This window comes from Naasia aerilata (assembly GCF_030296595.1).
GTDB lineage: Bacteria > Actinomycetota > Actinomycetes > Actinomycetales > Microbacteriaceae > Naasia > Naasia aerilata.
In genome coordinates, this window is record NZ_AP027731.1 from 3,186,282 (window position 1) to 3,199,826 (window position 13,545).

At 64.0% G+C, this 13,545-nt stretch carries 7 protein-coding genes, 3 rRNA genes and 1 pseudogene; 8 read left to right on the forward strand and 3 right to left on the reverse strand.

Features of this window, described 5'->3' with window-relative positions:
- Positions 1-12 precede the first annotated feature (12 nt).
- The 8 genes and pseudogenes from QUE51_RS16520 to QUE51_RS16555 all read left to right on the forward strand — a co-directional run bounded on the left by QUE51_RS16520 (position 13) and on the right by QUE51_RS16555 (position 7,895).
- A complete protein-coding gene (locus QUE51_RS16520; protein WP_286277431.1) occupies positions 13-1,083 on the forward strand; it encodes a zinc-dependent alcohol dehydrogenase in 1,071 nt (356 codons plus the stop codon).
- Positions 1,080-1,628: an ATP-binding cassette domain-containing protein gene (locus tag QUE51_RS16525; RefSeq protein ID WP_286277432.1), complete on the forward strand. Its 549-nt coding sequence runs from the start codon at positions 1,080-1,082 to the stop codon at positions 1,626-1,628. The genes QUE51_RS16520 and QUE51_RS16525 overlap by 4 nt, the downstream gene beginning before the upstream one ends.
- Complete coding sequence (locus QUE51_RS16530) at positions 1,556-2,602, forward strand: sugar ABC transporter ATP-binding protein (protein WP_286277433.1); 1,047 nt, start codon at positions 1,556-1,558, stop codon at positions 2,600-2,602. The genes QUE51_RS16525 and QUE51_RS16530 overlap by 73 nt, the downstream gene beginning before the upstream one ends.
- 1 nt (position 2,603) lies before the next feature.
- Positions 2,604-3,593, forward strand: coding sequence for an ABC transporter permease (locus QUE51_RS16535; RefSeq protein ID WP_286277434.1), 990 nt, complete (start codon positions 2,604-2,606; stop codon positions 3,591-3,593).
- Positions 3,594-3,680: 87 nt separating this feature from the next.
- Positions 3,681-4,685, forward strand: coding sequence for a sugar ABC transporter substrate-binding protein (locus QUE51_RS16540; RefSeq protein WP_286277435.1), 1,005 nt, complete (start codon positions 3,681-3,683; stop codon positions 4,683-4,685).
- Between the two features lie 78 nt (positions 4,686-4,763).
- Positions 4,764-5,546: an SDR family NAD(P)-dependent oxidoreductase gene (locus tag QUE51_RS16545; RefSeq protein WP_286277436.1), complete on the forward strand. Its 783-nt coding sequence runs from the start codon at positions 4,764-4,766 to the stop codon at positions 5,544-5,546.
- A 206-nt stretch (positions 5,547-5,752) separates the two neighbouring features.
- The gene (locus QUE51_RS16550) at positions 5,753-6,412 is read left to right on the forward strand and encodes a sugar phosphate isomerase/epimerase family protein (RefSeq protein ID WP_286277437.1); all 660 of its coding nucleotides are present in this window, start codon (positions 5,753-5,755) and stop codon (positions 6,410-6,412) included.
- Positions 6,409-7,895, forward strand: a pseudogene (locus tag QUE51_RS16555) (aldehyde dehydrogenase family protein). Before QUE51_RS16550 ends, QUE51_RS16555 begins: the two are co-directional and overlap by 4 nt.
- Before the next feature lie 61 nt (positions 7,896-7,956).
- On the opposite strand, the gene rrf reads toward QUE51_RS16555, so the two are convergent.
- From rrf to QUE51_RS16570, 3 genes are all read right to left on the reverse strand, one after another.
- Positions 7,957-8,072, reverse strand: a 5S ribosomal RNA gene (gene rrf / locus QUE51_RS16560).
- A gap of 171 nt (positions 8,073-8,243) precedes the next feature.
- Positions 8,244-11,352, reverse strand: a 23S ribosomal RNA gene (locus tag QUE51_RS16565).
- A 456-nt stretch (positions 11,353-11,808) separates the two neighbouring features.
- A 16S ribosomal RNA gene (locus QUE51_RS16570) occupies positions 11,809-13,327 on the reverse strand.
- The 16S, 23S and 5S rRNA genes sit together here, the layout of an rRNA operon.
- Positions 13,328-13,545 lie beyond the last annotated feature (218 nt).

A 13,545-nucleotide genomic window follows, 5' to 3' on the forward strand; every position in this document is an offset into this window, starting at 1 on the left:
ACGGAGAGACAGATGAGAACAGTAGCCGTCACCAAGATCGGCAGCCTGCGCGACCCCGACGAGTCGTCGCGCGGCCGGGTCGGGCTGGTCGACTTCCCCGAGCAGGAGCTCGGGCCGGAGGACGTGCGGATCCGGGTCGCCTACGCGGCGATCTGCGGATCGGACCCCCACCTCGCCGAGGGCTTCTTCGGCACCGACGTGCCGATCGGCCTCGGGCACGAGATCTCCGGAGTGATCGAGGAGCTCGGCGAGCGCGCCCACCGCAACGGGCTGCAGGTCGGCGACCGGGTGGCCGGCAACTTCCTGCGCTTCTGCGGCACCTGCCGCCCCTGCCAGGACGGCCGCCAGCAGTTCTGCGAGAACATTCAGGACTACAACCGGCCGGGCATGAGCGAGCAGATCGTGTGGCACGAGTCCCAGGTCTACAAGCTCCCGGACGAGGTCTCCCTGCTGCAGGGCTGCCTCCTCGAGCCCACCTCGGTCGCCGTGCGCATCGCGGACAAGACCCGCATCCGGGTCGGCGACCGCGTCCTCATCTGCGGGGGCGGCCCGATCGGCCAGCTCGCCCTCCAGGTCATGGGGAGGAACGGGGCCACCAGCCTCACCATGGTGGAGCCGATCGCCGAGCGGCGCGAGATGGCGATGCGGCACGGCGCGAAGCACGTCATCGACCCGATCGCCGAGGACCAGTACGCGCGCGCCGACGAGATCACCGGCGGCCGCGGCTACGACGTTGTCATCGACGCCTCGGGGTCGCCGCGCGCGGTCAAGGGACTCCTCGACCTCGCCGCCAAGGGCGGCACCGTCATCTACGGCGCGATGTACCCCGAGAAGTTCGAGATGCCGCTCAACCTCTCCGACTACCTCTACCTCCGCGAGCTCACCCTCACCGGGGTGTTCGTCTCGCCGTACGCGTTCCCGCGGGCGCTGCAGCTCCTGCCCGAGCTCTCCCTCGACGAGCTGACGCAGGCGGTCTTCGCACTCGAGGACGCGGAGGAGGCGTTCGCCGTCCACCTCAGCGGGCGCTATCCCAAGGTCGTGATCCGCTGCAACGATCTCGAGGGCGCGGAGGGTATCCGATGACGATCCTCGACCAGCCCCCGATCGTCGGCACGATCCCCGCCCTCGAGGCCGACGGCATCTCGAAGCACTTCGACGGCGTCTTCGCCCTCAACGCGGCTCGGCTGTCCGTGCTGCCGGGCGAGATCCACGCGCTGCTCGGCGAGAACGGCGCAGGCAAATCGACCCTCGTCAAGGTGCTCACCGGGATCTACACGCCGGACGCGGGCCGGATCCTGCGGGACGGGGAGCAGGTCGAGTTCGCGAACGTCCGCGTCGCCAATCGGGCGGGCATCGTCGCGCTCTATCAGGAGCTCTCCATCATCCCCACGATCAGCGTCGCCGAGAACATCCTGCTCGGCGACCAGATCCCCAGCCGGGGAGGCATCGTCAACGGCAGGGAGCTGCGGCGCCGCGCGAAGGAGCAGCTCGACCGGCTGAACCAGAGGATCCCGCTGCGTCAGCTCGCGGGAGACCTCTCCCCGTCCAGCAGACCATGGTCGCGTTCGCCCGCGCGCTCGCCAACGACGCCCGCGTCCTCATCCTCGACGAGCCCACCGCCTCCCTGACGGACACCGAGATCATCGAGCTCTTCTCGGTCCTGCGCTCGCTGCGGGCGGAGGGCGTGGCGATCGTCTACGTCTCGCACCGTCTGGAGGAGGTCTTCGAGCTGTGCGACCGCCTGACGATCATGCGCAACGGCGAGACCGTCCTCACCAAGGCGGTGGCCGACTCCCACATCGATGAGGTCATCTCGACCATGGTGGGACGCGCGGCCGGGGAGCTGTTCCCCGCTCGTGGCACGGCCACCTCCGAGGTGGCACTCCGGGTGGAGGGCCTCGACGGGCGCCGCGTGAAGGACGTGTCCTTTGTCGCGCGGAAGGGCGAGGTCCTCGGAATCGGCGGACTCGCCGGCTCCGGGCGAAGCGAGCTGCTCCGCATCCTCGCCGGAGCCCAGAAGCACGTGGCGGGCACCGTCAGCGTGGGCGACACGACCCTGCCCGCCTCCCCTGGCGTCGGCAGGGCGCTCGACGCCGGAATCGCGCTCGTCCCCGAGGAGCGCCGCAGCCAGGGCGTCATCCTCAGCGCGACCATCCAGGACAACATCGCCCTGGCGAACATCCCGGCGGTCAGCTCGGCGGGCGTGGTCTCGGGCGGGCGCATCGCCGACATCGTGCAGCGCGGGATGGCCGACCTGCAGATCAAGGCCCGCAGTCCGCGCCAGCACGTCGGCGAGCTGTCGGGCGGAAACCAGCAGAAGGTCGTGCTCGCCAAGATGCTGGCCCGCAAGCCGAAGGTCCTGCTGATGGACGAGCCGACCCGCGGGATCGACGTGGGCACCAAGGCGGAGATCTACCGGCTGATCCGGGCGCTCGCGGCCGGAGGAACGACCATCATCGCGGTCAGCTCGGAGCTCCCGGAGCTGATCGGAATGAGCGATCGCATCCTGATCATGCACGAAGGCCGGATCTCCGGCGAAGTCCCGGCCGAGAACGCCGACGAGGAAATCCTGCTCGCGTACTGCTACGGAAAGACACGGTGACATGACGACCACCAACACCCAGCCGCCGCCCACCAAGGTGCCGGCTCAGCCGCGGACCTCGATCGGGAAGTTCCTGGTCCAGGGCGGGACGACCATCGCGCTGATCGCACTCGTCCTCTTCTTCTTCGCGATGCGCCCGGACGTCTTCCTCAGCTTCACCAACGTGCGGAACATCCTGTTCCAGGTCTCGATCCTCGCGATCATCGCGGGGGCGCAGACCGTCGTCATGGTCGTCGGCGACTTCGACCTGTCGCTCGCCGCCACCTCGAGCCTTGCCGGTGCGGTCGCGGCCTCCCTCATGCTCGGCGGTGTCCCGACACCGGTCGCCATCCTCGTCGCACTCGTGGTGGGGCTCCTCATCGGCATCGCCAACGGACTCCTGGTCGCCTATCTGAATCTCACGGCCTTCGTCGCCACGCTCGCCACGATGACCTCGGTGATCGGCCTCGCGTACCTCGTGACCGAGGGGACGACGCTGTTCAACCTCCCCGGGGACTTCACCACCCTCGGCCAGGGCCGGTTCCTCAACATCCCGCTGCCGGTCTACATCGCCATCGCCATCTCGGTGATCCTGTGGGCCGTCCTCCGGTTCACGACCACGGGGCGCAAGTGGTACGCGGTCGGCGGCAATGCCGAGGTGTCGCGCCTGTCCGGGGTCAACGTCCGCCGCGGCCGCCTCCTGGCCTTCGCAGTCGCCGGCCTGATCTCGGCGATCGGCGGCATCCTGCTGGCAGCGCGCCTCGGCAGCGCGAGCGCGGTCCAGGGCAGCGACAACCTGCTCTTCTCGGTCGCGGCCGTCTTCCTCGGCATGACCGTCATCAAGTCCGGACAGGCGAACCTCGTCGGCACCATGGTGGGCGTCGCCATCATCGGCGTCCTGAGCAACGGCCTCAACATCATCGGCGTGAACTCCTACGTCCAGCAGGTGGTCACCGGCCTCATCATCATCGCCGCCGTCACCCTGTCCTCCCTCAAGACCCGTGAGCGGTAGCGCAACAGCCCGTCCACGAAAGAGCTGAGCGGCGCTGGTCCGCTCAGGCACCCCCACCGGAATGCGATCACAACAACGGAGTAAGAGATGCGCACACGATTCACCACACTGGCGGCCATCGGCGCCATAGCGGCGCTGGCCCTCGCCGGCTGCTCGGGCGGCGGCGGAGGCGGCGGCGGCTCCGCTTCGGGCGGCGGGGACGGCGACAAGCCGTTCAAGGTCATCGCCTTCACGTCGGGCAATCAGACGCCCATCGGCGCCTGGTGGGTCAAGGCGGTGCAGGCCAAGGCCGACGAGGCCGGCTGGGATCTCACGATGATCCAGGGCGACTTCGACTTCCAGAAGATGAATCCGCAGGTGGAGAGTGCGATCGGCCAGGGCGCCGACGCGATCTTCGACGGCTACACCGACTACGCGTCGATCTCCTCCATCGTCACCGCGGCGAAGGACGCGGAGATCCCGATGTTCGCGATGGACAGCGGCACGGAGGCCACCGACGCCTTCGTCCTCAACGTCACCACCGACCAGCAGGGCATCGTCGACAGCACCATGGGCGCGTTCGACGAGGCGCTCGGAGGCCTCAAGGGCAAGAACGTCATGGTCATCGGCCACGACCCGCACCCCGGCATCCGCATGCGGGCCGGACTCGCCAAGGAGGCTCTCGAGAAGGCCGGGGCCAACATCGCGGGCGGCGACATCCAGAAGGTCAAGTCCCCCGCCACCGGCCGGACCGAGGCGCTCGCCATCGTCGCCGACTACCTGACCGCGCACCCGAACGGACTCGACGCGGTGTGGGTCGGCTGGGATGACGCCGCCCTCGGCGCCGCTCAGGCCATCACGGAGGCGGGCTCCCAGGCGAAGGTGACGGGCGTCGACGCGACGAGCGAGGCGATCGCGGGGATCCAGAGCGGAGGCGCTTTCCTCGCCACGATCGAGCAGCCCTGGCCGTCGATCCTCGACACCCTCATGGAGGCGATGACCGCCTACCAGAAGGACGGAACCCTCCCGAAGAAGAACTTCGAGGCGGTCGAGACGACGCTCGTGACCTCGGAGAACGCCGCGGACATCACGCCCTCGGACAAGCTGGGCTAGGCCCTCGACCAGCGGGGGCGGGGACCGAGTCTCCGCCCCCGCTCCCCTCTCGTCGAACTCTCACCAGAAAGTGGACTCATGCGTTTGAACGGCAAGGTCGCCATCATCACCGGCGGCGCCAGCGGAATCGGCCTGGCGACGGCGCGCAAGTTCGTCAGCGAAGGCGCCAAGGTGCTCGTCGCCGACATCAACCTGCAGCGGGCGGAGGCTGTCGTCGCCGAGTTCGAGGCCGCCGGCTCTCCCGGGGCCACGGCTGCGGCGCAGGTCGACGTGTCGAAGTTCGCCGAGGTGGAGGCGATGGTGCAGCGCGCCGTCGACGTCTTCGGGAAGATCGACGTCATCTTCAACAACGCGGGGATCGCCGGCGGGAAGGCCCTCCTCGACCACGACCCCGAGGTGGACTACGCGCCGATGATCCGCGTCGATCAGGACGGCGTGTACTACGGCATCCTCGCGGCCGGCCGCCAGTTCGTGAAGCAGGGCACGCCCGGCGTCATCATCAGCACGTCGTCCATCTACGGCGAGCAGGCCGCCGAGCTGGCCTTCAGCTACAGCGCGGCGAAGGCCGCGGTCATCTCCTTCACGCGCTCCGCCGCCTACGAGCTGGCCGAGCACGGCATCCGCGCCGTCGCCATCACCCCCGGACGCGTGGGCACCCCGATCATCAACCAGTTCAGCGAGGAGCTGCGGGCCCTCTTCGCGTCCGAGCAGCTGCGGAACAAGATGACCGAGCCGGAGGAGATCGCGAACGTCGTCGCCTTCCTCGCCTCCGACGAGTCCAACGTCATCAACGGCACGGTCGTCCACGTCGACGACGGCTACTCCTCCTTCAAGCAGCGCTTCGACCTGCCGACGTTCTAGGCACCCGTGATCACCGCCGACCTGGACGTCGCCTGTCACCTCAACGTCCTGGTGCCGGACGCCGCACCGGATCGCCTTCCCGCGGCTCTGGAGGCGATCGCCGCTGCCGGATACCGCCGCGTCGTGCTCCCACCTCTCGACCCGGACACGACCGATGCCGCCGCACTGCGGGACATCGTGGCGGCATCGGGGCTCTCCCTCTCACCATGTGCGGCCAGAGCCCCGATGCCGATGTGTCCTCGCCGGACTCCGGGGTGCGGGCCGCCGGCGTCGCGGCGCTGCGTCGCACGCTCGACTTCACCGTCGCCGTGGGCAGCGACCAGCTCAACGGCGTGCCATACGGGCTCTTCGGGCATCCCTCGTCGCCGACCAGCCGGGAGGCGTTCCAACGGTCGGCGGCCGAGGTGGGTCGCGTCGCCGACGAGGCCCACGAGCGCGGCGTCACCATGACGTTCGAGGTGCTCAACCGCTACGAGACGTCGCTCGTGAACACCGCCGCCCAAGCGCTCGACTACGTCGCCGCGAGCGGATCGGATCACCTCCGCATCCACCTCGACACGTTCCACATGGCGATCGAGGAGGCCGACATGGCTGCGGCCATCCGGCTGGCGCTCCCTCGCCTCGGGTACCTCGAGCTCGGCCAGTCGGGCCGCGGCCCCCTCGCCACGGGCGTGGTCGACATCCCGGCCGTGGTCCGCGGGGCTCTTCGCGACGGCTACACCGGCCGCTTCGGACTGGAGGCCTTCTCGAGGCCGATCCTGCCCGAGTTCGTCGGGGACATGCTCGCCATCTGGCGGGAGACTTACGAGGACGGCGCGCGGCTCGCCGCGGACGCCATGAGCACCATCCAGGAGGGAACATCATGACCATCACCACAGAGACCCGGGAGGTCCTGCTCGACGAGAGCGTCTTCGCGGGCAGGATCTACATCGACGGAGAGTGGGTGCCCGGCGCAGGCGGCGAGATCGCCTCGGTCGAGCCCGCTACCGGCGAGACGCTCGCCATGGTAGGGATCGCCGGCCCCGCCGACGTCGGCCGGGCCGCCGAGGGCGCGGCGCGAGCCCAGAAGGAGTGGGCGGCCACGCCGCACCCGGTGCGCTCCGCAGTGCTGCGTCGCGCGGGCCAGCTCTGGGAGCAGCACGCGGAGGAGATCTCGGGCTGGAACATCCGCGAGGTCGGCGCCATTCCCCCGCTCGCCGGGTTCGCCCTGCACGTCACGGCGGCCGAGTGCTATGAGGCGTCGGCACTCCCGTCGGCGCCCCTCGGCTCGATCCTCTCCAGCGAAGAGCCTCGTCTCTCCCTCGCTCAGCAGGTGCCGGTCGGGGTGGTCGCGGTCATCTCGCCCTTCAACGTGCCCCTGATCCTCGGCATCCGGGCCGTGGCGCCGGCCCTTGCCCTCGGCAACGCAGTGCTCCTCAAGCCCGACCCCCGCACGGTCATCACCGGCGGGGTCGCGATGGTGCGCATCTTCGAGGAGGCCGGTCTGCCGAAGGGCCTTCTGCAGCTGGTGCCCGGCGGCGCCGACGTCGGCGAGGCGCTCGTCACCGACCCGCGCGTGCGCGTGATCGCCTTCACGGGCTCGACCCGCGCCGGCCGCATCGTCGGCGAGCTGGCCGGCCGCCACCTCAAGCGGGCCCACCTCGAGCTCGGCGGGAACTCCGCGTTCCTCATCCGGGCCGACGCCGACGTGGACAAGGCGGTGAACCTGGCGACCTGGGGAGCCTTCCTGCACCAGGGGCAGATATGCATGACGGTCGGCCGCCACATCGTGCACGAGTCCGTGTTCGAGGAGTACGTGGAGAAGCTCGCGGCGAAGGCCGATTCGATGCACGTCGGCGACCCGGCAGCGGGTCAGGTGCACCTGGGCCCGCTCATCGACGAGGTGCAGCGCGACCGCGTGCACACGCTCGTCCAGGACGCCGTCGCCCAGGGGCGCAGCTGCGCGCGGGCGGCACGTACGAGGGCCTGCTGTACCGTCCGACCGTCCTCGCGAACACTCCGCGCACGGCGGCGGCCTACGCCGACGAGGTGTTCGGCCCGGTCGCGTCCGTGGTGTCGTACTCGACCGACGACGAGGCCGTCGAACTGGCCTCGGAGGGCGAGTACGGGCTGTCGCTCGGCATCGTGACGGCCGACGCTCTGGCAGGGCTCGCGCTCGCGCAGCGGATCCCCACCGGGATCGTGCACATCAACGACCAGACGGTCAACGACGAGGCGAACGCCCCGTTCGGCGGCACGGGCTCGTCGGGCACCGGGTCACGTCACGGCGGCGCCCAGGCGAACGTCGACGCCTTCACAGAGACGCGCTGGATCACCCTGCGCCGGGAGCCGGGCCAGTACCCGCTCTGAGCATCCCTGGTTAACGGCGAAAGGGCCGCCCCAAGTGGGGCGGCCCTTTGCTGTAAAAGGAGTCCGGCGGTGTCCTACTCTCCCACAGGGTCCCCCTGCAGTACCATCGGCGCTGAGAGTCTTAGCTTCCGGGTTCGGAATGTGACCGGGCGTTTCCCTCTCGCTATGGCCGCCGAAACACTGTCGATGTTTCAGAAGTTCTAGCCCATCTCTGGTTTCGAGACGCGCCCCGAGGGGCGCTCCTCAACCACCGAGATGGTGCTGCGGTGTCCCGTACATCGGGAACCACAAAGTGGACGCGAGCAACAGTCGTGCGATTCATACGCATTACTCTCTCGAAGAGAGTGTGTTGTCAAGTTGTTGGCTTATTAGTACCGGTCAGCTGCACAGGTCTTTAGTCCCTGCTTCCACATCCGGCCTATCAACCCAGTCGTCTACTGGGAGCCTCTCCCCCGAAGGGATGGAAATCTCATCTTGAAGCCGGCTTCCCGCTTAGATGCTTTCAGCGGTTATCCGTTCCGAACGTAGCTAATCAGCGGTGCCCTTGGCAGAACAACTGACACACCAGAGGTTCGTCCATCCCGGTCCTCTCGTACTAGGGATAGATCTTCTCAAATTTCCTGCGCGCGCAGCGGATAGGGACCGAACTGTCTCACGACGTTCTAAACCCAGCTCGCGTACCGCTTTAATGGGCGAACAGCCCAACCCTTGGGACCTACTCCAGCCCCAGGATGCGACGAGCCGACATCGAGGTGCCAAACCATGCCGTCGATATGGACTCTTGGGCAAGATCAGCCTGTTATCCCCGAGGTACCTTTTATCCGTTGAGCGACAGCGCTTCCACAAGCCACTGCCGGATCACTAGTCCCGACTTTCGTCCCTGCTCGACTTGTCAGTCTCACAGTCAAGCTCCCTTGTGCACTTACACTCGACACCTGATTGCCAACCAGGTTGAGGGAACCTTTGGGCGCCTCCGTTACATTTTGGGAGGCAACCGCCCCAGTTAAACTACCCATCAGGCACTGTCCCTGAACCGGATCACGGTTCTAAGTTAGACATCCAAAGTGACCAGAGTGGTATTTCAACAATGACTCCACCCGAACTAGCGTCCGAGCTTCAAAGTCTCCCACCTATCCTACACAAGCCACTCCGAACACCAATACCAAACTATAGTAAAGGTCACGGGGTCTTTCCGTCCTGCTGCGCGTAACGAGCATCTTTACTCGTAGTGCAATTTCGCCGAGTTCGCGGTTGAGACAGCTGGGAAGTCGTTACGCCATTCGTGCAGGTCGGAACTTACCCGACAAGGAATTTCGCTACCTTAGGATGGTTATAGTTACCACCGCCGTTTACTGGGGCTTAAATTCGCAGCTTCGCCTTGCGGCTAACCGCTCCTCTTAACCTTCCAGCACCGGGCAGGCGTCAGTCCGTATACATCGTCTTGCGACTTGGCACGGACCTGTGTTTTTAGTAAACAGTCGCTTCCCACTGGTCTCTGCGGCCATACAGCGCTTCCGGAGCAAGTCCGTTCACGCCTCAGGCCCCCTTCTCCCGAAGTTACGGGGGCATTTTGCCGAGTTCCTTAACCACGATTCTCTCGATCTCCTTGGTATTCTCTACCTGACCACCTGAGTCGGTTTGGGGTACGGGCGGCTTGAACCTCGCGTCGATGCTTTTCTTGGCAGCATAGGATCACTGATTTCGCCCAATCGGGCTACGCATCGGATCTCAGGCTATGTGAGGAACGGATTTGCCTATCCCTCGCCCTACGTCCTTACACCGGGACAACCATCGCCCGGCTCAGCTACCTTCCTGCGTCACACCTGTTAATACGCTTGCCGCCCCAGTTCGGTTCGAGTGCTCCACCGCGGCTTCACCCCGAAGGGCTTCACCACGGCTTCGGACTCTTAGCATTACCGGATTGGCATTGGCGGTTCTTCGCCGGTACGGGAATATCAACCCGTTGTCCATCGACTACGCCTGTCGGCCTCGCCTTAGGTCCCGACTTACCCAGGGCGGATTAGCCTGGCCCTGGAACCCTTGGTCTTTCGGAGGACGGGTTTCTCACCCGTCTTTCGCTACTCATGCCTGCATTCTCACTCGTGTGGCGTCCACGGCTGGATTACTCCGCCGCTTCGCTCGCCACACGACGCTCTCCTACCGATCCGCACGGCTGAACCACGAAGGCTAACCAATGATGCGAATCCCACGACTTCGGCGGTGTGCTTGAGCCCCGTTACATTGTCGGCGCGGAATCACTTGACCAGTGAGCTATTACGCACTCTTTCAAGGGTGGCTGCTTCTAAGCCAACCTCCTGGTTGTCTATGCAACTCCACATCCTTTCCCACTTAGCACACGCTTGGGGGCCTTAGTCGGTGGTCTGGGTTGTTTCCCTCTCGACGATGAAGCTTATCCCCCACCGTCTCACTGCTGCGCTCTCACTTACCGGCATTCGGAGTTTGGCTGACGTCAGTAACCTTGTAGGGCCCATCGGCCATCCAGTAGCTCTACCTCCGGCAAGAAACACGCAACGCTGCACCTAAATGCATTTCGGAGAGAACCAGCTATCACGAAGTTTGATTGGCCTTTCACCCCTACCCACAGCTCATCCCCTCCATTTTCAACTGAAGTGGGTTCGGTCCTCCACGACGTCTTACCGTCGCTTCAACCTGGCCATGGGTAGATCACTTCGCTTCGGGTCTAGAACACGCGACTGAATCGCCCTATTCGGACTCGCTTTCGCTACGGCTTCCCCTCTCGGTTAACCTCGCCACGTATCACTAACTCGCAGGCTCATTCTTCAAAAGGCACGCTGTCACCAGTACAAGCTGGCTCCAACGGTTTGTAAGCAAACGGTTTCAGGTACTATTTCACTCCCCTCCCGGGGTACTTTTCACCTTTCCCTCACGGTACTTGTCCGCTATCGGTCATCTGGGAGTATTTAGGCTTAGCAGGTGGTCCTGCCAGATTCACACGGGATTTCTCGGGCCCCGTGCTACTTGGGATGATCTCCAAGCCATTGCGACATTTCGACTACGGGATTGCCACCCTCTGTGATTGGCCATTCAATGCCATTCGTCTATATCGCGTTGTAACTTGTGCTGATCGGCAGATCAGCGTGAGAGTCCCACAACCCCGATCGTGCAACGCCTGCCGGCTATCACACACGATCGGTTTGGCCTGTTCCGGTTTCGCTCGCCACTACTAACGGAATCGCGGTTGCTTTCTCTTCCTGTGGGTACTGAGATGTTTCACTTCCCCACGTTCCCTCTACCCGCCCTATATATTCAGGCGGGAGTCACCGGGTCGCATTGCTGCGCCCGGCGGGGTTTCCCCATTCGGAGATCCTCGGATCAAAGCTCGTTTATCAGCTCCCCGAGGCTTATCGCAGATTACTACGTCCTTCTTCGGCTCCAGATGCCAAGGCATCCACCGTTTGCTCTTAGAAACTTGACCACATGAGTATGAATCGATTGCTCACAACCAGCCCCCGAAGGAACCGGCTGAAAGAAATTGACCAATGAAGACGCATCTGAAGATGCGTCGTCTTTGTGATCCCGATCCCGAAAGATCGGAATCTAAGATGCTCGCGTCCACTGTGTAGTTCTCAAAGTACGGGCGGTACCCCGCGCGCTCCCCCATTGGGGAAACACGTCGAGGTCCGGAGGTCCGTTCCCGCCCACCACTCTCTCGAGCAGCAGCGAGGCCCGGTCCCTCAGGACCCAACAGCGTGCATGTCGCCGGCATCCTCTCAGCAGCGTTCCAGGTCAGGCGCTCCGAAGAGCTGCGACCGTACTGACTGCCGGCATTCAACCGACGACCAAAGTCAATGTTCCACCCTTGAGCAAACCACCGCAGAACGTATGCCTGCGTAGTGGCTCTGGGATGCCGAAGCATCCAGAAGCTCCTTAGAAAGGAGGTGATCCAGCCGCACCTTCCGGTACGGCTACCTTGTTACGACTTAGTCCTAATCACCGATCCCACCTTCGACAGCTCCCTCCTTGCGGTTGGGCCACTGGCTTCGGGTGTTACCGACTTTCATGACTTGACGGGCGGTGTGTACAAGGCCCGAGAACGTATTCACCGCAGCGTTGCTGATCTGCGATTACTAGCGACTCCGACTTCATGAGGTCGAGTTGCAGACCTCAATCCGAACTGAGACCGGCTTTTTGGGATTCGCTCCACCTTACGGTATTGCAGCCCTTTGTACCGGCCATTGTAGCATGCGTGAAGCCCAAGACATAAGGGGCATGATGATTTGACGTCATCCCCACCTTCCTCCGAGTTGACCCCGGCAGTCTCCTATGAGTTCCCGGCATAACCCGCTGGCAACATAGAACGAGGGTTGCGCTCGTTGCGGGACTTAACCCAACATCTCACGACACGAGCTGACGACAACCATGCACCACCTGTACACCGACCTTGCGGGGCGACTGTTTCCAGCCGTTTCCGGTGTATGTCAAGCCTTGGTAAGGTTCTTCGCGTTGCATCGAATTAATCCGCATGCTCCGCCGCTTGTGCGGGCCCCCGTCAATTCCTTTGAGTTTTAGCCTTGCGGCCGTACTCCCCAGGCGGGGAACTTAATGCGTTAGCTGCGACACGGAATCCGTGGAATGGACCCCACATCTAGTTCCCAACGTTTACGGCGTGGACTACCAGGGTATCTAATCCTGTTCGCTCCCCACGCTTTCGCTCCTCAGCGTCAGTTACGGCCCAGAGATCTGCCTTCGCCATCGGTGTTCCTCCTGATATCTGCGCATTCCACCGCTACACCAGGAATTCCAATCTCCCCTACCGCACTCTAGTCTGCCCGTACCCACTGCAGGCGCGAGGTTGAGCCTCGCGTTTTCACAGCAGACGCGACAAACCGCCTACGAGCTCTTTACGCCCAATAATTCCGGACAACGCTTGCACCCTACGTATTACCGCGGCTGCTGGCACGTAGTTAGCCGGTGCTTTTTCTTCAGGTACCGTCACTTTCGCTTCTTCCCTGACAAAAGAGGTTTACAACCCGAAGGCCGTCGTCCCTCACGCGGCGTTGCTGCATCAGGCTTTCGCCCATTGTGCAATATTCCCCACTGCTGCCTCCCGTAGGAGTCTGGGCCGTGTCTCAGTCCCAGTGTGGCCGGTCACCCTCTCAGGCCGGCTACCCGTCGTCGCCTTGGTGAGCCATTACCTCACCAACAAGCTGATAGGCCGCGAGCTCATCCCTGACCGAAATTCTTTCCACGCGCAGAAGATGCCTTCGCGCGTCGTATCCGGTATTAGCTACAGTTTCCCGCAGTTATCCCAGAGTCAAGGGCAGATTGCTCACGTGTTACTCACCCGTTCGCCACTAACCAAGGAAGCAAGCTCCCTTGATCCGTTCGACTTGCATGTGTTAAGCACGCCGCCAGCGTTCGTCCTGAGCCAGGATCAAACTCTCCGTAGATGTCTGATAGCCAACCAGCGAACCGGCTGACAAACCATGTACCCGGCCACCCGGAATAGGGCGACACGAGCGAGTTGATTCTGACTAAAGAACTGTCTACTGACAATTCATTTAATCCAAAGGAATTCTCAACACCCCACACTGCGTCTATTCAACACAGCCAGGATGACGAGGATAATTTGGCATTGACTTAGTGCACGCTGTTGAGTTCTCAAGGA